Annotated in this window: 16 protein-coding genes; 8 read left to right on the plus strand and 8 right to left on the minus strand. The window is 58.2% G+C overall.

The window, feature by feature from the left end:
- Positions 1 to 52 precede the first annotated feature (52 nt).
- Positions 53 to 898, minus strand: a complete 846-nt coding sequence (locus NDQ72_04590; protein ID WKD29232.1) for a hypothetical protein — start codon at positions 896 to 898, stop codon at positions 53 to 55.
- A gap of 174 nt (positions 899 to 1,072) precedes the next feature.
- Positions 1,073 to 2,365, minus strand: a complete 1,293-nt coding sequence (locus tag NDQ72_04595) for a lysine N(6)-hydroxylase/L-ornithine N(5)-oxygenase family protein (GenBank protein ID WKD29233.1) — start codon at positions 2,363 to 2,365, stop codon at positions 1,073 to 1,075.
- Positions 2,366 to 2,560: 195 nt separating this feature from the next.
- Here NDQ72_04595 and NDQ72_04600 point away from each other — a divergent pair, with 195 nt between their 5' ends.
- Positions 2,561 to 4,207 carry a cyclic peptide export ABC transporter gene (locus tag NDQ72_04600; protein ID WKD29234.1) on the plus strand — a complete coding sequence of 549 codons (1,647 nt, stop codon included), beginning with the start codon at positions 2,561 to 2,563 and terminating at the stop codon, positions 4,205 to 4,207.
- Here NDQ72_04600 and NDQ72_04605 read toward each other — a convergent pair.
- Positions 4,193 to 4,816, minus strand: a complete 624-nt coding sequence (locus NDQ72_04605; GenBank protein WKD29235.1) for a cytochrome b — start codon at positions 4,814 to 4,816, stop codon at positions 4,193 to 4,195. The two genes, NDQ72_04600 and NDQ72_04605, sit on opposite strands and share 15 nt — an antisense overlap.
- On the minus strand, positions 4,809 to 5,765 hold the full coding sequence (locus NDQ72_04610) for a siderophore-interacting protein (protein ID WKD29236.1): 957 nt from the start codon (positions 5,763 to 5,765) through the stop codon (positions 4,809 to 4,811). The genes NDQ72_04605 and NDQ72_04610 overlap by 8 nt, the downstream gene beginning before the upstream one ends.
- A 189-nt stretch (positions 5,766 to 5,954) precedes the next feature.
- On the opposite strand from NDQ72_04610, the gene fhuB reads away from it, so the two are divergent.
- Genes fhuB through NDQ72_04625 form a run of 3 tightly spaced genes read left to right on the plus strand, consistent with a single transcriptional unit; the run spans position 5,955 to position 10,433 of the window.
- A complete protein-coding gene (fhuB, locus tag NDQ72_04615; GenBank protein WKD29237.1) occupies positions 5,955 to 7,955 on the plus strand; it encodes a Fe(3+)-hydroxamate ABC transporter permease FhuB in 2,001 nt (666 codons plus the stop codon).
- Complete coding sequence (gene fhuF, locus NDQ72_04620; protein ID WKD29238.1) at positions 7,952 to 8,731, plus strand: siderophore-iron reductase FhuF; 780 nt, start codon at positions 7,952 to 7,954, stop codon at positions 8,729 to 8,731. The genes fhuB and fhuF overlap by 4 nt, the downstream gene beginning before the upstream one ends.
- Before the next feature lie 46 nt (positions 8,732 to 8,777).
- Positions 8,778 to 10,433, plus strand: coding sequence for a multidrug ABC transporter permease/ATP-binding protein (locus tag NDQ72_04625; protein ID WKD29239.1), 1,656 nt, complete (start codon positions 8,778 to 8,780; stop codon positions 10,431 to 10,433).
- A gap of 41 nt (positions 10,434 to 10,474) precedes the next feature.
- On the opposite strand, the gene NDQ72_04630 is transcribed toward NDQ72_04625, so the two are convergent.
- Positions 10,475 to 11,377, minus strand: coding sequence for an AraC family transcriptional regulator (locus NDQ72_04630; protein ID WKD29240.1), 903 nt, complete (start codon positions 11,375 to 11,377; stop codon positions 10,475 to 10,477).
- 98 nt (positions 11,378 to 11,475) lie between these two features.
- Here NDQ72_04630 and NDQ72_04635 point away from each other — a divergent pair, with 98 nt between their 5' ends.
- From NDQ72_04635 to NDQ72_04645, 3 genes are read left to right on the plus strand one after another with little or no spacing between them, the layout of a single operon-like run.
- Complete coding sequence (locus NDQ72_04635; protein WKD29241.1) at positions 11,476 to 13,479, plus strand: TonB-dependent receptor; 2,004 nt, start codon at positions 11,476 to 11,478, stop codon at positions 13,477 to 13,479.
- Entirely contained in the window at positions 13,476 to 14,507 is a 1,032-nt protein-coding gene (locus NDQ72_04640) for a methyltransferase (protein WKD29242.1), read from the plus strand. Before NDQ72_04635 ends, NDQ72_04640 begins: the two co-directional genes overlap by 4 nt.
- Complete coding sequence (locus NDQ72_04645; protein ID WKD29243.1) at positions 14,504 to 15,742, plus strand: MFS transporter; 1,239 nt, start codon at positions 14,504 to 14,506, stop codon at positions 15,740 to 15,742. Before NDQ72_04640 ends, NDQ72_04645 begins: the two co-directional genes overlap by 4 nt.
- Positions 15,743 to 15,823: 81 nt before the next feature.
- Here the strand turns inward: NDQ72_04645 and NDQ72_04650 are convergent, their stop codons facing one another.
- The 3 genes from NDQ72_04650 to NDQ72_04660 are packed head-to-tail and all read right to left on the minus strand — an operon-like array spanning position 15,824 to position 18,875.
- Positions 15,824 to 16,894, minus strand: coding sequence for an iron ABC transporter permease (locus NDQ72_04650; protein WKD29244.1), 1,071 nt, complete (start codon positions 16,892 to 16,894; stop codon positions 15,824 to 15,826).
- A gap of 4 nt (positions 16,895 to 16,898) precedes the next feature.
- Positions 16,899 to 17,909, minus strand: coding sequence for an iron ABC transporter permease (locus NDQ72_04655; GenBank protein WKD29245.1), 1,011 nt, complete (start codon positions 17,907 to 17,909; stop codon positions 16,899 to 16,901).
- A 6-nt stretch (positions 17,910 to 17,915) separates the two neighbouring features.
- The gene (locus tag NDQ72_04660) at positions 17,916 to 18,875 is read right to left on the minus strand and encodes an ABC transporter substrate-binding protein (protein WKD29246.1); all 960 of its coding nucleotides are present in this window, start codon (positions 18,873 to 18,875) and stop codon (positions 17,916 to 17,918) included.
- Positions 18,876 to 19,043: 168 nt separating this feature from the next.
- On the opposite strand from NDQ72_04660, the gene NDQ72_04665 reads away from it, so the two are divergent.
- Entirely contained in the window at positions 19,044 to 20,837 is a 1,794-nt protein-coding gene (locus NDQ72_04665) for an ABC transporter ATP-binding protein/permease (protein WKD29247.1), read from the plus strand.
- The last annotated feature ends 1 nt before the right edge of the window (position 20,838 follow it).

Here is a 20,838-nt window from a genome sequence, read left to right on the forward strand (position 1 = left end):
AAGGAGCACGAAGTGTCGTTGCCTGATTTAGTGCTGCGGCTATTCAATTAATTCAGCACGTTGAGGAAGCCGTGATATCGTTTTTTAGAGCTTCCAGTCCCTCGTGAAGCGCGGGAAATAGGCTTTTATTAAAGTTTCTCCACCGTAATTCAATGATGGAGTCATCTGGTTCGATATGAGTTTCCAATAGGTCGTAGATGATTTCGCCAGAATCAATTCCACTGTCGACATAATGGAGTGAGGCGCCAGTCTTGTTGATAGCAGGAACGCTTGCGGTCTCCATTGTCTGCCAGTTGATAACTTTTTTTCCTTGAGCCCCGTACAGTGCATCAAGTGTTGCCGAGGCACCCCGCCTTTGATAGGGGGAGTCTTGGCGCGTAAGCCCAGGATGGATATTGACGATTTTGCGATAAAAAGGACTCTGAGGGCGGATTAGCTCGTCTAGAATGACTAATAGTCCGTCAAGGACGATGACATCGGCTTCGACTGCCACTAACTTTTCTAGTAAGCTTTTTTCAAAAATCGATTTCGCAGGGAGTCTATCGGGCGAGTCGGTTGGTATTCGTCGGTAAGTGGATGGTATAGAACAGAAAAGATCGTCAATGTGGCATCCCTTCACAAAGAGTTCTTGTGGCAAGATCCATGGCTTTCCTAGTTGACGACAGAAACCATAGTCTTTGAGCTTCTCTTGGTCTTTTATTGAGCCTTCATCGTCATCATAAATCACAGTCTCCAGAGAGTAGGCATCGCCTAGCGGAGTCTCGTTGAGAGATGTCACCAGATACTCAAGAGGGGACATCATGTACTGTTTCTCCCCCTTATACTCAATGTATTGCCCAGCTTTATCGGCTGCAGCATTTCTCAGTGACAGGATATAAGCTAGTTTTAATTTAGACATGTTTTACCCATGCTTTTTAATAGTAGATGGTGGTCTTAAGGTGCATCAGTCATGCTGCTTCAACGCCTGTGCTCTAACCGAGAACGTATTGAAGAACGGCATCTAGTTGCTAAGTCCAGTGGCCAAAAGGTGGCCTGACCACTGGTACGATTTATGAAAGTGAGTTGGTGAAAACTAAGGTGTAGTAGCTGCCTCCTTGCAGGGTGAAGGGGCATAAAAAGCTGCTGCATGATCTAATGCATCGCATATCTCGCTTGTTCGTGCCGCCAAAATCGACAGCAGGGTATCGCTTAAACCATGGGTGGGCTCGCAGCTGCCTTGCAGGAAAATAGCCGGTTTGAACTCAGGCTTGGTGTAAAGCTGATAGTGGCGATTGACAGCAAACTCAGGCAGGTAGTCCGCGACGGGGGCCAGTAGCTGTTTATGGGTGTCGCGTACATAGCCGGTGGCTAACACTACTGCGTCGTAGCGGGTGATATCCGTATGACCAGTCTCTAAATCACGCACGTTTAGCTCAACGCCTTCAGGGCCTGCTTCACTGCCGATAACCTCATGGCGGCGACGGAAGCGGTGGCGGGCCTGGCCGGTTACTTTTTGCTGATAGAACACATCGTAAATCTCCTGAATCAACGCCAAGTCAGGGGCTGAGTAGTTGGTGCTTTTGTACTCCTGCAGCAGTGCTTCCCGCTGGCCGGTGGGGTTGTTGAACACGTAGTCGGTGTATTCGGGGTTGAAAATCTCGTTGACGAAGGGGCTATCGTCGGAGGGTTTAAAGGCCCATGCCCGGCTAATCAGATCCACCTGAATGCCTTCACGGCCATGCAGGTCAAGGAATATCTCAGCGGCGCTCTGGCCGGCACCGATCACGGCGATGCGTTTGGGGGCGTATTGCTTCGCCAGCTCTCTCAGATAGTGGCTGGAGTGGAAGACCCGTGGGTCGTCTTTTAGCCCGGCGAAGCATTCAGGAACATTGGGCGCCCCCCCCACGCTAATTACCAATGAACGGGTGAGCCTTTCCTGCACCGCGCCACTCTCATCCCGTGAACGAACGCGAAGGTAGGCTACCTCGTCGTTATCAGTTTCAGGCAGCACTTCAAACACATCCTCTCCATAGGTGCACTGGTGTTCAAAGTGGCTGGCAGTCCAGCTTAGGTAATCATTGAACTCATGACGGCTGGGGAAGAAGGTCTGCAGATTGATAAAGTCCTGCAGGCGGCCTTTGCTGTGGAGGTAATTGAGGAAGCTGTAACGGCTCCCAGGGTTGCGCGGCGTGACCAGATCTTTGAGAAAAGAGATCTGCATATGGGCATTTTCCAGCAGCATATGCGGGTGCCAAGCAAAGCAGGGCTGGCGCTCAATAAACAAGGCATCCTTCGCTTGCCCTGCCTGGCGCTGTTCGTCGAGAGCTATGGCCAGGGCAATATTGGAGGGGCCGAAGCCGATGCCGATCAAATCGTGAATATGCATAAGAGTCCTCGTGGCTGATGTGTCAATTAAAAAAACACCGAAGGGCGGCGTTACTGACGTCCTTATCTAAAGACGAATGAGAATGAGGCATGTTTACAAAAAAAAGGTGTTTAACTTTTTGCAGCGGTGGTTCGTCTGTATGAGTAGGTACTGCTTTCCAATCCCTTTTTCCAATCGCTTTCCAATGAGGTGAATGTGCTTTCCTATCTGATTCGTCGAACCCGCGGGTTGATGACCGCCGCTGCGCTGGCCAGTATTCTCTCGGGGCTTTTCAGCGTGCTGCTGATTGCCCAAATTAATGCGGCGTTAACCAGCGACTCCGCCAGCCGCGCCAGTGCGGCCTGGGCTTTCGCGGGTATCGCCGTGGCCCTAATGGTCTGTCGGATGGTGTCGACGGCGCTGTTTGAGCGGTTGGGGCAGCGTGCTTTGGCCGAGTTACGCAGTTTTGTTGCCCAGTGCGTGGCCGAGACCCCCTTTGCTCGGTTCGAGCGTGTGGGCAGTGCACGGATCCAGTCGGCGCTCACCGAGCACAGCAACAACGTGGCGGTACTGTTCGTTAGCTTGCCGGTGATTTTGACCAATACGGTCATCGTGGTGGGGTGCTTGGGCTACCTGGCAATGCTTTCATGGCAGGTGTTTTTGTTTGCACTGGGGGTGATTGGGCTGGGTGCTGTCGGTTACCACTTGGTGCACTTACGCGCTATTCACTACCTCCAGGATGCCTCGTCAGAGCAGGATCGATTGTTTGGTCATTTCCGCGCGCTGACCGATGGTGCAAAAGAGCTACGCCTACACCAGCGCAAGAGCCGGGTCTTTATGGATCAGATACTGGGGGAGTCGGTTGAAGGCGTGCGGCGGCTGCGCACCTATGGCATGTCGCTGTTCGTGATCTCGACCAGTTGGGGTCAGTTTCTGATGTACGCCTTTATCGGTCTGGTATTGTTTGTATTGGCGGGCGATGGGCCTAACCAAACCCAGGTAATGACCGGTTTTGCGCTGGTGTTTGTGTTTATGGTGACTCCCCTTGAAGGCTTGCTGATCAATATCCCGCGGATCAATATGGCGCGGGTAGCTGCTAGTCGAATTGATGACATCACACGAGAGATGCCCCAGGGGCAGGAGAGGCAAGCGTCACCTCAGGTGCCTGCTTTGCAGCGTCTTGAGTTGCACGACGTCACCCATCAGTACTACCACGAGCAGAGCGATGACTTCTTTGAGTTGGGGCCGATTAATCTGAGCTTTACGCCGGGGGAAGTGGTGTTTCTGGTGGGGGGCAACGGTAGCGGTAAGACCACGCTGGCCAAAGTAGTGGTGGGGCTTTACCCGCCGGAAGGTGGCGAGGTATTGCTCAATGGCGAGCGGGTCGAAGCGGATGGCTGGGATGCCTACCGGCAGCTCTTCTCGGTGGTGTTCTCGGACTTCCATCTCTTTGAACGCCTGTTAGAGGCACCGCGGGAAGGCTTGGACGAGGAGGGTAATCGCCTGCTGGCCAAGTTGCACCTGCAGCACAAGGTGCGGGTTGAAAACGGTGCGTTCACCACCCAAGCACTCTCCCAGGGGCAACGTAAGCGCTTGGCGCTTGTCGTGGCCTACCTTGAGGATCGGCCCTTCTTGGTGTTTGACGAGTGGGCGGCGGATCAGGATCCGTTATTCAAAGAGGTGTTTTACTGCGAGGTGTTGCCCGAGTTAAAACGCATGGGTAAAGCGGTGCTGGTGATCACCCACGATGACCGCTATTTCCACCTCGCAGATCGATTGGTGCGGCTAGAGAGTGGCAAGCTGTTGACTGCTGAGTCTGAGACTGCCGAAGAGCCGCTAGCGGAACCCTCATCGGCCACTTGACCCCACCATACGCGCCAGTACTCGGTCTTTAAGCCAGAAGCGGTGAGTCAGAGCCATCGTGATGTGGCCGATGACTAATCCACATAGCAGCCACGAGAGCGGGCCGTGAAGAAGCTCGGCTGGGGCGATCATCCAGGTGATATCGCGTTCCGCTTCGGGCAGCAGCTCCATGCCATAAAAGCGTAGCGCCCCGCCGCGGCCATACTGGCGCAAAATAGCGAAAGCGGGCAACCACATTAGTAGCCCATAAAAGGTGATATGGACAAAGCGCGCCAAGCGCCCACCTAGCCCTGGCGTGTGGGGCGGGCGTTGCTTGCGATTTATCCATGCCCAGCCAAGGCGAGCCAGCGTCACGATCAGAATCATAAATCCTAATGAGCCGTGAGGCCCGATGCTCGCCAAGAACAGCGTGATAGCGTTTTCGCCCATTCCTCTCCAGGCCAGCAACACGGAAAATTGCAGCGTGACCAGCGCGGCGGTCAACCAGTGCAGTACACGGCTGATCCGCCCATAGCAGTTGGGGCTGTCTCGCCAGCCAATAGGCGTTCGAACTGGCTTGCTTGTGAGATCACTGTTTAACGCCGTGTTGTTTGCCGTTCCTTTAACCATTGGCCTTGCCCAGGCGCCAGTAGCCCATGCTGGTAACGTACTGCTTGGGGAGCCCACACTCGTTGACTAAGTAGCGGCGTAGCTTCATGGCGACCTTGGTTTCAGCGGCGATCCAGGCGTAGAAAGGCGCGTTGTCATCTAGGGTGGCGGGTTCCCAGAGCGGGCCGTTCTCATCGTCGCTTTCGTCGTTGGTCGTGGCGCCGGTAGTGGCGCTGGTCGTGGTGTTAGCAGGTGTGCCGCCTAGCGCTTGAATTTCCCTATGTAAATCAATATCGCGTACTGCTCTCATTAGTAGCTCACCATGTTGGCAGCCGGACTCAGCGTCACGTGCCAGCCAGCGCAGCTTGGCGGCCTGGGGCAGAGGCTGAACGTCGTCGCCACGAGGCACTTCGAATAGCGCTTCGACCTTGGGTTTGAGCGGTAGGTCATCAAGGGTTTCCAGAATGCCGGCGGCAGCGGGGAGGGCGGTTTCATCGGCGATGATCAGAATACGGCGTACGCCTTGGGGCGGCTTCCACTCGTAGCCCAACTTTGGGCCTTCCGCGTTAGCGTCGGGGGCTGTCATGGCTAGCCGGTCACCCGGGCGGGCGTGCATTGCCCAGCGCGACGCGGGGCCATTGTCGCCGTGGAGTACAAATTCAACGTCCACCTCAGCCTGCTCCGGGCGGAGGGCGCGAATAGTGTAGGTGCGCGCTGAGGGCCTTTGGGCATCCGGCAGTGCGCGGTAGGCGCCGTACCAGTCGTGTTCTTCCAGCTTGGCAATTTCAAACAGCGGGTCGAGACTGCCACCGCCTTCGGGAAAGAATAGCTTGACGCGCTGATCCGGTGCGTAGGACGCCATTTGGCTGACCTCTGGGCCAGTAAAGGTGAACCTGACTAATGAGGCGCTGACTTGGGTGCGCCGGGCGAGGGTGATATCGAAAAGCTGGTAGCTCGGTTTGGCTGCCATGGTGATGTCTCCTTTATATATAAGGAGTCAATTGTAGTGCTAATTATTATCATTTAGAATCGTTGTTGGTAATTCAATCGCTAATTTCCATAAACTCGTTTGCATAAATAGTAAGGCTAAGAAAATGACGCTGCTGCCTATCACGTCTCTTTTGGCGAACTGTCCGGTTATCACAAAAGGGTGCTCGCTATGTTAGGCGCCGCGCAATTTACCCAAAGAATGGGGGGAATGTCACCTGCTAAAGCCTGCCTATTGCTTAGCCTGCCCATGGTGGTGCTGTTTTGGGTGGGCCTAGAGGGCCAAGGCGGTTTCGCGCTGGGCCTGCAGGCATTAGTGGCCCCCTCTTTTGAGAATGTTGACGAGCTACTGCTTTACTACGCTTGGTGGCCGCGCCTTTCGATCGCGCTGCTAGCCGGGGGCGGCTTGGGGTTGGCAGGCGTGCTTATGCAGCAGGTGCTGCGCAACCCGTTGGCCTCGCCCACCACCCTGGGGGTGGCATCGGGCGCTAACCTGGCGTTGATGACCGCCACCTTGCTGGCGCCGGGGCTGCTTGTCGCCGGGCGCGAATGGGTCGCCTTATTGGGTGGCGCGCTAGCGGTTGGATTAGTGTTTCTGCTCTCCTGGCGGCGCGGGCTGGCGCCGATCGTGGTGGTGCTGGCGGGCCTGGTGGTCAATCTGTACCTGGGGGCACTCTCCACCGCGCTACTGCTGTTCAACCACGAGGCGCTCTCCGGGCTACTGATTTGGGGCGCGGGCTCGCTGGCGCAAAACGGTTGGGACGGCGTTGCAATCCTCTGGCCTCGGCTGGCGATTAGCTGCGTGGCCGCGTGGTTTTTGCTACGACCCTTGGCGGTGCTGGAGCTGGACGACGCCAGCGCCAAGAGCCTGGGAGTCTCGCTGACCTATCTACGCTTTGCGGGGATGGGGTTGGCAGTATTTATTACCGGCAGCATTGTCAGCGTGGTGGGCATCATCGGTTTTATCGGCTTGGCAGCGCCCAATATTGTGCGTATGGCCGGTGCGCGCCGCTTAGGGCCGCGGCTAATCTGGTCGACGCTATTAGGGGCCGTGCTGCTGGCTACCACGGATCTGCTGCTGCAGCAGTTCGGTGGCATGGTGGCGGCCTTTATTCCTACTGGGGCGATTACCGGTGCCCTGGGGGCACCGCTGTTAATGTGGCTGATTCCACGCCTGAAACTGCAGGGCGACCAGCCGCCGAAAGGGGCGGGTGTTTTCGCCCGCCGTCACCCAGCGCCGTCACGTCTAGTCACCGGATTACTACTCGCGTTGCTGGGGGCAACGGTACTTGGCTTGCTGTTTGGCCAGGGCGTAGATGGCTGGTACTGGCTGGCGCCCAATAACTGGAATGTCATGCAGTGGCGTATGCCCCGGGTGATGGCGGCAGCCGCCAGCGGGTTGATGCTGGCGATTGCCGGGACTATTCTCCAGCGCCTTTCCGCCAACCCCATGGCCAGCCCCGAAGTACTGGGTATCAGTGGTGGCTGTGCCATTGCGCTGATTTTGGGGATTTTCCTGCTGCCTGCGCCCACCAATATGATGCTGATTGGCGTGGGTACCCTGGGTGCTTTCGCGACGCTGCTGGTGTTGGTGGGTATCAACCGCAAGAGCGGTTATCTCCCCGAGCGTTTACTGCTCACCGGGGTGGCGGTCAGCGCGCTGTTTGATGCAGTGCGCAGCGTGATGCTGGCGGGCGGCGACCCTCGTGGCCAGCAGGTGATTGCCTGGCTGGCGGGCTCCACCTACTACGTGGATATCACCAATGCGGTGGTGGTTGGGGGCATTGCCGCTGTATTGGCGCTGATCACGCTGCCCTTCACCCGCTGGTTGGATATCTTGCCCTTAGGCGCGCCGACGGCCAAGGCGCTTGGGGTAACCCTCAATCGAGCCCGTTTGGCGTTGCTGCTGTTGGTGGCCTTGTTAACCGCCTGCGCCACTCTGGTGGTGGGGCCGCTGTCGTTTATTGGTCTGCTGGCACCGCATATGGCGCGCTTGGTCGGCTTCTCTCGGGCAGGGCAGCACCTGCTGGGTGCTGCGTTGATCGGCATGCTATTAATGGTGTTGGCGGATTGGGTAGGTCGTCAGATTATCTTCCCCTATGAGATGCCCGCGGGCTTGGTCGCCTCTTTGATTGGCGGTGCCTACTTTATGTGGGGGCTGCGGCGGCTATGAGCGAAGCGGCGAGCGTGCTACCGGTAGCGACGAATCCAGCAGATGCTTTGTTGGCGCTCTATCGCCAGCCGCCGTTGGATAACTTAAAGGCACCTGCGTTTGGTCAGCCTAATATACCGACGCTGGCAGCTTCTGAACTGCTGGATCATAAGGTGCTAGGTGCTCAGCTTTCGCGTTACCGCCGATACCACGGTGACGACGCCGACTTTCTGGCGGCCGCTTCAATCTGGTCGAAATTTCACTTCAGCAGTGTCGCGATTCCGACGTTGGTGGCCAACCTGCTGTTGGGCTATGAGCTGCCGGTCGGCGGGGGTGAGCTGCGGCTGGCGTTAGGTGATCACGGTCAGACGGCGTGCATCTGGCTGCCGCATGGTGGCGCGCCGTTGGCCTCTAAAGCGCTCCAGGCACGCTTTAGCAGCCTATTCGATGACCACTGTGCGCCGCTTATCGAAGCGCTGGCCGAGGTCTCCGGGCTTTCTGCCAAAGTGTTCTGGAGCAACCTTGGTCACTACGTTGAGTTCGTGGGCAAGACCTGCTCGAAGCACCCGGAATTTGCTGGCGCGGGCGTCCCTCTGCTGGATTATCTCTCCACCAAGACGCTCCCCGATGGGCGTCGTAACCCGCTCTATCAACCGGTGCGTTATCTGGAACTGGGCGGTGAAACGCCTGCTCGAGTGCGGCGGTTATGCTGCATCAAATATCGGCTGCCCGGCGAGCCGCTGTGCGGCGGTTGCCCGCTGAAACCCGAGAATAAGCCGGCCAAACGCCAACGCTAGCTTTCAAATATCGGCTAAATTTTCGAACTGCCAGGAGGCCCTGTTCATGGAGCTGTTGAGGATTGTGTGGCGTGATTATCGCTGGCCATTTGTGGCCGTGGTACTACTTAGTTTGGCCAGTGCAGGTTTGGGTATCGGTGTTATCGCCTTTATCAATCAGCGGCTATTGGGCACCTTTACCGATCCCTGGCGCATTCTGCCCGAATTCCTTGGGCTGATCGCGTTGCTCTTAGCAATAACATTGGCCTCGCAATTGGCGCTGACCACTTTGGGGCACTATTTCGTCTATCGACTGCGGGGGCAATTGATTAAGCGGATTCTGGATACCAATATCGAGCGGGTCGAGCAGATTGGTAGTGCGCGCTTGCTGGCCAGCTTATCCAGCGATGTGCGCTATATCACCGTTGCCTTTGTACGTTTGCCAGAGTTGGTACAAGGCGGGGTGCTGACGATAGGTGTCACGGTTTATCTAGGCTGGCTTTCACCTTCCATGCTGGCTGTCATCGCGCTCTGGGTGATCGTAACGGTTTTAATTGGCATGCGTTTGGTGGCTCGGGTTTATCGGCATATGGCTAAGCTGCGTGAGTCTGAAGATCGTCTCTATGCAGATTACCAATCGGTGATTGAGGGGCGTAAGGAACTGGCGCTTAATCGCGACCGAGCCGAATGGTTGTATCGCGACGTCTATACCCCCGACGCTGAAGAGTATCGGCACCATATCATTCGCGGCGATACCTACCATCTAAGTGCGGTGAACTGGTTCAATATCATGATGCTGGGGGCCATCGGCGTGGTGTTCTTTTTAGCCAATGGCCTGGGTTGGGCATCGGCGCAGGTGGCCACCACCTTCTCTCTTACGCTGCTGTTTCTGCGCACGCCACTTATTCAAGCGATAGGCGCTTTTCCACCCTTGATCAATGCCCGAGTGGCGTTTGAGAAAATCAGCGCGCTCGATCTAGCAGAACACCGCGATACCTTTGATAGTGACTCGCAGCGCCACGACTGGCAGGTGCTAGCACTGGAACAGGTCTGCTATCGTTACCCCGCTGAAGAGGCACGGCAAGGCTTTGCCATTGGTCCTATCGACTTGACCTTAAAGCGCGGCGAAGTAGTGTTTCTAATTGGCGGTAACGGGAGTGGCAAGTCGACCTTGGCGAGGCTGCTGACTGGACTTTACCAACCTCAAGGCGGCTGTGTTCGGGTCGATGGCAGGCCGCTGCAAGAGGAGGACTGGACGACCTATCGCCAGCACTTCTCAGCTATTTACACCGACCTGCATCTATTTGATCGCTTGATGGGGCCTGAAGGGGAGTCACCCGATACGATGTTGATGGAGCAGTGGCTGTCAGCCCTCGGCATGCATAACAAGCTCGACTTCGATGGCGATCGGGTAACCAACATCAACCTCTCCCAGGGGCAGCGCAAACGTCTGGCGATGCTGTTGGCGGTCGCTGAACAGCGCGACCTATTGCTGCTGGACGAGTGGGCCGCCGATCAGGATCCGCAGTTCCGCCGGGTGTTTTACCGCGAGCTACTGCCCCAGCTACGAGCGCTGGGTAAGACGCTGGTGGTGATCAGCCATGATGATCACTACTTCGACCAAGCCGACCGGCTGCTGGAAATGCGCCAAGGACGGTTGGTTGAACTCACCGGCGAACAGCGCGAAGCGGCCAGCCGTGATGCGGTGGCAAGGGTGAGTTGACAATGCTGTGGCGGGATAACATTGAAGAGGCGTCGTTATTCTCAGGGTTTGCGACGCTTGATGGCTTTAGGGGCATAACCGAAGAAGCGCGTGAAAGCTGAGCTGAAGTTGCTTGGGTGCCGATAGCCCGCGGCATAGGCAGCCTGAGCAACTTGCTGGCCACTCTCCAGCAGCGCATGGGCGTGATGCATGCGTTGTTGATGAAGAAAGTGTTGAGGGGTGGCCCCAAACATGCGACGAAACCCCTGCTTGAGTTTCTGTTCCCCCAATCCTACCCGAGCCCCTAAATAAGCCAGCGTCAATGGACGGTCTAACTCACTGAGAATAATCTCGTGGGCCTGCACGATGCGTTCGGCGTCTGCGCTGGCAATGTGCTGTGTAGGGCGGGGTTCCGGCAGCAACGATTCGAGCTGTTCCCCCAACAGGCTAAGGGCGTGAATGTGTTGCTGGATGCGAGAACCGCCTGTTTGGAGGCATGCCTGGAGCGCCTGCAGATGTGCCCGGCTGACCGGCGACGTAGGCTGAAAAGCCAGCGGTCGAATACCTCCAGAGGCAGGGAGCGCGGCTTGATAGCGTTTGCCCAGATAGCGCGCTAGCCAGCCGCTACTGGCGACCAGGCGTAGCTGAAGCACTGTTTCCCCTTCCGGTATATGGCGCTCCCCCTGGCTGTGGTTAAAGGTGGTTACCGTGGTGTGACCGTGACCGAAATCGATGCGCGGCCCCCAGCGCTCTCGGTAATCAGAGTGGCCTTGTAGACCAAAGGTCACAATCACGCCTGCGCCCGTATGGGGTGTGCGGCTCTCTTCGACGAGCGCTTGTTTAGTACGGTAGCGGGTTAACACTACCGAGAGGCCATCATCCAGCACGCAGCATTGAGAACCTTGCAGAGAGTCGCCAATGGGGCGTGATGCATCGCTACGCATAAGAAGTGAATTGGTTTGCATATGAATGAGTATGATAATTGCTATCGTTTATAGCTAGCCTACTCCCTTGAAGGTTCCCGCGCTAGTCGGGAGCCAGAAACAGCACTAAGGGGGGGGCGATGCAGAGCAAGGGGTTGAAAAGAAATGCAGTGGTGGTGCTTCTGCTGGGGGGATGCAGCGTGGGCAGCATCGCTAAAGGGGAAGTACTACCCGTGGTGAAGGTAACGGCTAACAAAGTCGCGCAGACTGAGCAAGAGGTACCGGCGAGCTTAGCGGTAATATCCGGCGAGACGCTGGTGGATGCCGGTGCTTCCAATATGGGCGACTTGGCGCGCTATGCGCCTGGGTTGAGTTTTCAGCCTTTTGGCCAGTCGGGTACCGCCCTGCCGGTAATGCGTGGGCTAACCTCAGGTGCTACCGCTTTCTCCTCATCAGTCCTAATGCTGGTGGATGGGGTGCCCGTCGTGGCTGGCCAAGGGTTTGATCACAACCTGCAGGGTGTGGAACGGGTTGAGGTGCTGCGCGGGCCCCAGTCGACGCTCTATGGCCGCAACGCCGAGGCAGGCGTGGTCAGCCTGCATACCCGTCAGCCGGATGCAGGCCCCTATGCCGAACTGGGGGCTACGCTGGGCAGCCGTGATCTGAACGCGCTACGCCTCGATGCCGCTCAGGCACTCGTACCCGAGCAGCTCTATTTTGGGGTCAGCGGGGAGTGGCGCCAGCAGGATGGCCTCGTGGATAACCTGGCGCGTGCGGGTGAGGCAGATGACCGCCAGCGCAAGAGCGGGCGGCTACGTCTACTCTGGACGCCGACCGCGGATACGGACGTTACTCTGCGCTATGGGCAGTTACACTACCGCGACGGTGCGGCTCCTTGGGGGCCTGTCGGGGCAAACGGTCACGATACGCGTCGCATTGACTCCCCCAGTCCCGGTAGTAACCGCTCAAGCGGGCGGGATATTTCCCTGGATGCGCGTCATGCCTTAGCGCCTGATTTGACCCTGCGATCCATCACGGCGCGGCGGGAGATCCGTGATCGCGTCACCCAGGATACCGATTTAACGCCAGCTCAGCGCTTTGCCGTCGGGCGCGACCAGCGTTTGACCACCTTATCCCAGGAACTGCGTCTGGAGCGTCAGGGTGATGAGGGGCAGAGCAGTTGGGTGCTGGGCCTGTACGGTGACCGTGATGATCATCAACTGCAGTTCGAGCAACGCAACCCGATGGGCACCCAGCGCAGTGAGGCGACGCTGGAGGCTGAGAACCTCGCGCTGTTCGGGCAGTGGACGTTGCCGCTGGGCGAGCGTTGGCGCCTAACACCAGGCCTGCGCATAGAGCAGAGCCGGGTGGCGTTGACGCCCCGGGGAGCCGGGCAGCGCAGCGAGCGTTGGGATGATGTTACCTCGCAGTTGGCCCTGCAGTACCGCTTGGGTGACGACGACTGGTTGTATGCCCGCTATGCCGAAGGGTTTCGCGCCGGTGGCTTCAACGCCTTCTCTGCTCAGAGTGACTATCCCGGCTACGAACCTGAGCAAGTGGCTTCCTACGAGCTGGGTATCAAGGGAACAGCGCTTTCGCAACGGTTACGCTATGGGCTAGCCAGCTACTGGATGACCATTGACGACATGCAAGTCCAGCAAGTTATTCAGCCCGGTAGTGTGCAAATCACCAATGCTGCCGCGGCGCGTTCCCAGGGCGTAGAGCTGGATATTGACTACCTGCTGGGCGGACATTGGACGCTCCAGGCGGGCCTGGCGCTCAATCGTACCCGATTTCGCGAGTTCAACGATCTTAGCGGTGACCACGCCGGCCACCACAACCCCTTTGCGCCCGATATTAGCGGTCGGTTGGGGCTGCGCTACGACTCACCCCAGGGCTGGTATGCCCAGGCCAACCTGAGTGGCATGAGTAAGACCTACCTGGATGCGGCCAACCGCTTCAGTCGTCCTGGTCATGCCCTGCTCGATCTGGCTGGCGGCTATCAACAGGGGCCATGGCAACTGGGGGTCTATGTGAACAACACCGCTGACCGACAGTACGATGCGGTGGGCCTGCTCAACGGCACGATACGGGAGTACAGCCCGCCCCGTGAGATTGGCTTGCGTGTGGGGGTATCGTTATGAGCCGGCCCGCGGATGCGCTTCCCCATGCGCTGCAGCCCTATTGGGATCTATCGCTGGCCGCTGTACAGGCCGAGGCCCTACAGCTTGCCTTAGCAGAGGATCTATTTGAGACGCTAGCGTCACCCTGCACCCCTGAGGCACTGGCACAAATGCATGCATGGCAGCCCGAAGCCACGCGCCACTGGCTGACGCTGTTATGGAGCATGCAACTGCTCGACCGAAGCCGCGATGCCGCGGGTGAGTGGCACTACACCAGCAGCGAGGTGGCGCGGCGCTATCTGGCGTCTTCCTCAGCGTTAGACTGTAGTGATGCCTGGCGCTTTCGACTTGCTTCCCTGCGCGATTTCGGTGCCGGGCTAGCCAATGGCTTGCGCGGACAAAACCGGCCAGCACCGCTGGCCAACGGTGAGCGCTGGGCCGTGGCAGCGCGCGGCCATCTGGCACGCGAGCAGGCGGCGGTAACGGCGCCTGCCGCCTGTGAATTGGTGGCACAACGGAGGGCGACTGAATCAGCCTGGCGGCTGCTGGATCTAGGCGGTGGCCCAGGGCTGGTCGCTGTCGCCCTGGCGAAGGCGTTTCCACATATGCACGGCGTGGTCTTTGAGCTGCCCGAAGCAGCCGATGTGGCGGCGCAACATATTACCGAAGCCGGCCTGGCCTCGCGTCTTGATACGCGGGGCGGCGATCTGGCGAGGGATGACCTCGGCACCGGGTACGACCTGATCTGGTGCTCTTCGGTACTGCATTTCGTGCCCGAGCTTTCGGCCAGCCTAGCCAAATTGCATGCCGCACTAAAGCCCGGCGGTGAGTTGATCTGCGTGCACGCTGAAATTCCCGCAGAACCCGAGGCGGCCCGCCGCATGCTGTCCTATTACCTGCCGCTGCTGTGGCAGGGGCGCCGGGTGACTCAGGCCGGTGATCTGCGTCAGGCACTGCTGGCGCAGGGTTTCGAGGTGTGTGAGGCGCAGCCGATTGCGCTTCCCATGGCGCCTGCCACGGCTCTGGTGGCGCGTAGGAGGGCGAAATGATGCGCGGCCTGACCGCCCGGCAACTGGCGTTCGGCTGGCTCCACTTTGCTCTGGCGCTGCCCAGTATCTATCTGCTGTTGGGAATGCCGCTGGTACTGCGCGAGCAGGGCTGGAGCGGTACCCAGATTGGCCTACTGCAACTGGCGGGCCTGCCAGCGGTGCTCAAACTGGTGATGGCGGTTCCCGTTGAGCGCTGCCGCCTGGGTGGCGGAGGCTATCGCGCCTGGGCTGGTCTGCTCGGATTGCTGTTGGGCTTGGCGTTGCTAGGGTTAGCGTACGACTTCCCACTAGCGCAGCCGCCGCGTTTCTATGCCTGGGTGCTGCTGATCAGTTGGTTGGCGACTTGGGCTGATGTGCCCGTGAACGCGCTGGCGATTCGCTGTCTGCCCGTCGAAGAGCGACTACGCGCCGGGGGAATTCGTTCGGCGGCGCTGTTTCTAGCCGCGGTGGTGGGCGGCGGCCTATTACTGGTCGTGCACGAGCGTGCAGGGGGAGCAGTGCCCTTCGTGCTGATGGCATTGCTATTGGCCGTGGGAGGACTCCTATTACGCTGGATATCGATATCGGTACCGCCAGAGGTTGGCAGGCAGCCGTATGCCTCAGTGGAGGGGACGGTTGAGTCTCTGAACCATAAGGGGGCGATGGGCTTTGTCCGTCAACCTGCTGCAAGCATCTGGGTCGCCCTGCTGATGCTACTCTTTCCCTTTGTTGGCGCTGGCTGGGTCTATCTAAAACCGCTATTGCTCGACCTGGGGATGCCGATGGAACAAGTCGCCTGGTGGGTAGGGGTTGGTGGTGGCATAGCGGGCGCCCTGGCGAGTCTAGCGGGACAGCGCCTGGCACGGAGTATTGGGCTTGGCCGAGCCTTGCCGCTGCTAGCCGCTTTGGCAACGTTAGCCCTGGCGAGCCTGGGGGGAGTGGGTTACATGGCTGCGGGGCATGCCCTGTGGCTGGTGGGAGCGGGACTGTTGGCCTGTGCCATGGGAGCGCTATCGGGCGTCATGTTCGGCCTGATGATGCACTTCGCCCGGTCAGGGTATCAGGCGCTGGATTACGGCCTACAGGCGAGCCTGTTTACTCTGTCGCGTTTGGCTGTACCTGTGCTAGCCGGTATTTTGCTAGACCGGCTGGGCTACCCGGCTATGTTCACGGCGCTGGCGCTAGGCATGGCGGCGGTAGTGGTGCTGGTGCTGCTGGTCAGTAGGAGGCTGCAGCGGGCTGTGTTGAATGGGTGAAGTAGATAAGATGCTGAATGAGTTCGGCTCAATCCACGATTGAATCTTGCATAGCCGCCGTCTTTGGTGGCCTATACTCAGTCATAACTTAACCCTTGCTTGTCGGTGCAAGAGCAGCAGGAATATGGGTATGCCAAGCAAGGCCGTTAACGCACCCACGGGAATCTCTAATGGGCTGATCAAGGTGCGGCCGATGAGGTCAGCGCACAGCATCAGCATACTGCCAAGCAACATGCTGCCAATCCATAACCGATGCGGTTTTGAGCCCACCAGTAGCCGGGCGAGGTGTGGGGTGACCAGCCCAACGAAACCAACCGGGCCAGTAACCGCCACCGCACTGGCGGCGAGCAGAACCGCAACAGCAATGGAGGCAGCACGCCAGAACATAGGGCGAAGCCCCAGACTGATCACCAGGCTGTCATCAAAGCGCAGCAGGGCAAGTGGTTTCAGCAAAGCCAGGGTGCCGAGTAATCCCGCTAGGCTCCAGGGCCAAAGCATGTACAGATGCTGAAAGTCGCGTCCGTATAGGCTGCCAGCCAGCCAGATCAAGGCGATTTCAGTGCGTGCACCGCCCCAGGTGATGATGACCCACATCACTAGCGCGTTCAGTACAGAGCCCACAGCAATCCCGTTGAGCACCAAATGGATGGGCCGCAGCTGTGTCCGCCATGATAGGCCCAGTACCAAACTGGCTGCCAGCAACCCACCGAACAGTGCTGCTGCGGGCAGCCAGCTCATCATTGCGGGAGTAGCATCGCCGCTTAGCACATCCGCCGTGGCAAGGTCGGCAAGCAGCAGAACGGTGATGACTGCGAGTCCAGCACCGCTGGAGATGCCAACGATACTCGGGTCCGCTAATGGATTACGGAACACCGCTTGCAAGATCAGACCTGCGGTGGCGAGCTGCAGGCCGACTAGGATGGCGAGTAGTGCGCGTGGCAAACGGTGTTGCCATACCAGCGTGCCTTCCAGTGACGACGCTTGGCCTGAGAATAGGCCATCGAGAATCAGTCGTGGCGACACCGATACAGCCCCAATAAACAGAGAGGCTAGCACCAGCAGTGCCAAGACGACCCCGAGCAGTACGAGGGGGATGCGCAATGGCATGCGTTGGCCCACGCCGCTGTGAGTTGTTGTATGTTTTTGGAACATGGAGCTAGCCCTCCTGCCGACTGATCAGGTAAACCAGTACTGGCCCGCCCAGCAGTACGCAGAGAATCCCGACGGGAACCTCATGCCACTTGGCGATAAGGTCAGCCGCACATACCAGGCTTGCGCCGACCAAGGCAGACAGCGGTAGTAGGTGGCGATGACGAACTCCATTGGCGCCCAGGGTGAAGCGAACCAAGTGGGGGGAGACCAAACCAATGAAGGTGATTGGGCCCGTTGCCGCCACTGTCGCTGCCGCCAGTAGTACGGCAACGACACCGAACAGCAGCCGCCAAGGCGTGACGCGCATGCCGATAGCGACGAGAATTTCATCGTCCATGCGCAATAGATCCAGTTTGCCAGCAAAGACGATCGCCAATAGTAAGGCAGGTATCACCCAAGGCCACAGCAGGTGTACATGCTCCCAGGTTCGGTTAATTAGGCTGCCCGTTAACCAGTAATAGATGCCGTTGGCCTCCACATTGGCGCAGATCAGTAGCACGATGATGGCGGCGGCGAAGAACAGGTTGACGCTCATTCCGGTCAGTGTCAGGTACAGCGGGTTCAGGCGTGCCCCCAGACTGATGGAAAGTGTCAGTAGCGCTGCAACTATTCCACCCACTGTGCTCAGTAGCAGCATGGTCGGGGTCGATAGCGTGAAGTAGGTCATGCACAGCGCCATCGCGAATGCCGCCCCTGACGTGACCCCTAGTAATCCAGGTTCACCCAACGGGTTGCGGGTGACTGATTGCACGATGGCGCCCGCTAAACCCAGCGCACCTCCTGCCAGCATCCCGGTCAGTAACCTGGGCATACGCAGTTCACGAATCACGAATGCCGCATCGGACCCATCATCACGCATCAGCGCTTGGAGCAGGACGTGGAACGGAATACCGAACTCGCCCAGCGCAAGTGCTCCTGCCGTTGTTAGGCTGAGGACGAACAGGCAGGCTGAGGCAAGCCAGAGTGCACGAATCGGCAGTGCCCTCACTCGGTTCTGGAGTAGGAGACTATCCATGCTCTACTAGCGCTCGAAGTTCATAGCCCGGGCTTGGGCGGGTTCGGGGATATCTTCGGGAGCAGGGAAGTGCTCTGGGTAGAGCAGGTAAGCCATCTCCTCAAGTACCATCTGTCTGGCCAGCGGGCCGTGGGGCATGACGTACTGATCACCTACTCGCCAGGCTCGGTTATTACGTACGGCCTTCAAACGGGGCCAAGCGGGGTGGCTAACGAAGGGGCCGTCTTCTGCCTTGAACGACAGGATCACATCTGGATTTAGGCGCAGCAGCGTTTCCATGCTGATCGCGGAAGAATCCGCTGGTGCCATGCCAGGCGGTGGATTGCCCTGAATATTGGTCGCGCCAAGCTGGGTCATGATGTGTCCGGTTAGGTGATGACTGTAGAAAGCATAAGGAACATCACCCCAGTGCCAGAGGAATACGGCGCTGATGTCGCCCGGTGCACGCTCGGCATGGTTCTCCAGGTCGTTCAGGAAGCGCTCGTTCAACTCGCTACCCTGGCTTTCGGCGCCGAGCGCCAGGGTGGCGCGTTCGACACCACGTAGAGAGTCTTCCAGGGTGATTAGGTCAAAAGCCAGAAAGGCACCGGCTTCCTCAATTTTCTGTTCGAAAGGCTCAGTGTAGGTGCGTAGCCCGATAGTTAAATCTGGAGATAATTGAGCTAGAACTTCTAAGTTTGTTTGGTGAACTTCACCAAGGTTCACAGCATCCTCTGCTGCGCCGCCAAGAAAGTCAGACTGTTGGCCACCCAGTATCGATAGACCATCGACTTGCTTGCCTAACGATACCAGTACGTCCGCACCGAAACTGGAAATAGAGGCAACGGTGTGCGGTAGCTGAGCAATCTCAACGTTTTTATTCCGGTCATCGACGATTGTTAGGGGGAAACCGTGGGCGAGAACGCCCCCTGTATTCAGAACGGTCATGACGGGAATTGTGATAAGGAGCGAGCGTAGACGTTGCATGAGCTGGAATCCGGGACGGCCATTCGAAGTAGGGAATTGTTGGCTAATCGGCACCCTTCAGCTACCCGAATCGGGAGTGAAGTCACCCACAAAAGGATCTGCTGCGGGGAGTCTTGGCGACGGCTACCTCTCTATGCTGAGTTCGCTTCGATCAGCATGAGCCTGCCCATGAGAGATTTAAGAACCAATACCAGTGCACTGCGCTTGCTTTACGAACTCGCAGCTAGCCATCGACTGGCGATGGTAGTGGCGCTGCTAATAACGTTCCTGGCGGTACTGGCCGAATTGCTGCCGTTCTGGTTGCTCTACCAGGCGATTAGCACCCTTGTGCTAACGCCACATCGGTTTGTGGAGACATTGCCGTTCCTGGCGGCTTGGCTGGCGGCAGCGCTGCTGCTCAAGTACCTGTTCTACGGCTCGGCTTACTTGATTAGCCATCATGTCGCCTACGCGATCATGGCAACGGCTCGTAATACCTTGGTCGCCAATCTGGTGACAGCACCTTTACCCTGGTTGCACGGGCAAGGCAGTGGTGCTTTGAAGCAGTCGGTCATTCAGGATGTGGAGCGCCTTGAGGGTTTTCTCGCCCATCACACGATCGAGATCACCGCCGCGATTCTTGCGCCGCTTTGTGTTACCGCACTGCTGTTCTGGTTGGACTGGCGGCTGGCGCTCGCAGTGCTGGCCATCGGACCAGTGGCGCTATTCGTCGCTATGTTGGGTATGCGCGGGGTTGGCAATGACCATGACCAATTCAGCTTAGCCACCGCCAACCTCAATAATGTGGTGGTGGAATATCTGCGCAATATGCCGGTACTGAAAGTATTTTGCCGATCCGCATCACATTTCCAACTGTTGCAGTCTCGGTTGCAGGCGTACTACCAACTGACGACGGCCATCACCAGACGAACGGTGCCTGTTTGGTCACTATTTACCAGCGTGCTGGGGGCTCATATGTTGCTGGTGTTGCCGCTGGGTGCATGGCTGTGTGCCAGGGGCGAAGTGAGCTCAGCGGATGTGGCACTGGCCCTGATGCTGGGCGCCGCTATTTTCAAACCGCTACTCAAGGTCAGCCGCTTCTTTATGGAGATTCCGCCGATTCTGGCTGGGCTGCGGCGCATGGCGCCTATCTTGGCGTTACCGGTGCCCCCACCTATGGCGAGCCGCTCAGTAACGTTCAGCGAGCCGCCCTTGGTCGAGCTGAGGGTCGTTGATATGCAGTACGGTGGCCACCCAGTGTTGGCGGGTGTGAGCCTTTGCCTACGGCCTAGGTCACTCAATGTGCTGGTGGGGCCTTCGGGCGCCGGGAAATCGACTATCGCACATATCATGGCCGGACTGCTGATGCCATGTGCCGGAGGGGTATTCATCAACGCTAGGCCAATGAGCCAACTGTCGGATAGCGACCGGGCACGCCTAGTGGGAATGGCCACACAGGAGGTATTCCTGTTCAGTGGCACCATCCGCGAGAACCTATGCTTGGCTCGGCCGGATGCCAGTGAGGCTGAGCTAGATAAGGCGCTGCGGGTTGCCCAGGCCGAAGCACTGGTGTGCGGATTGCCTGAGGGGCTCGATACCCAGGTCGCAGAACTCGGTACGCGCCTCTCCGGGGGTGAAGGCCAGCGCATTGCGCTGGCAAGGGTGCTGCTCGCTGATACGCCGATCCTGCTGCTCGACGAAGCGACAGCGTTTGCCGATAGCCTGACCCAGCGCGCTTTTTTTCGGGATCTGCGACAGGCGTATCCCGGCAAGACCTTCGTCATCGTCGCGCATCGTCTTGCCGGCATTGAGTGCGCCGACCAGATTCTGGTGATCGAGGAGGGGCGACTGACCGCTAGCGGCCGTCATAACCAGCTGATGCAGCGTAGCGGCTACTACCAGTCGATGATGCGTTGTGAAGCATCGTGCTCCGACTGGACACTGACCTCGGAGCGCGGCGATCTGACAACGTCACAAGGATAGC

The organism is Halomonas sp. KG2, from assembly GCA_030440445.1.
Lineage (GTDB): Bacteria > Pseudomonadota > Gammaproteobacteria > Pseudomonadales > Halomonadaceae > Vreelandella.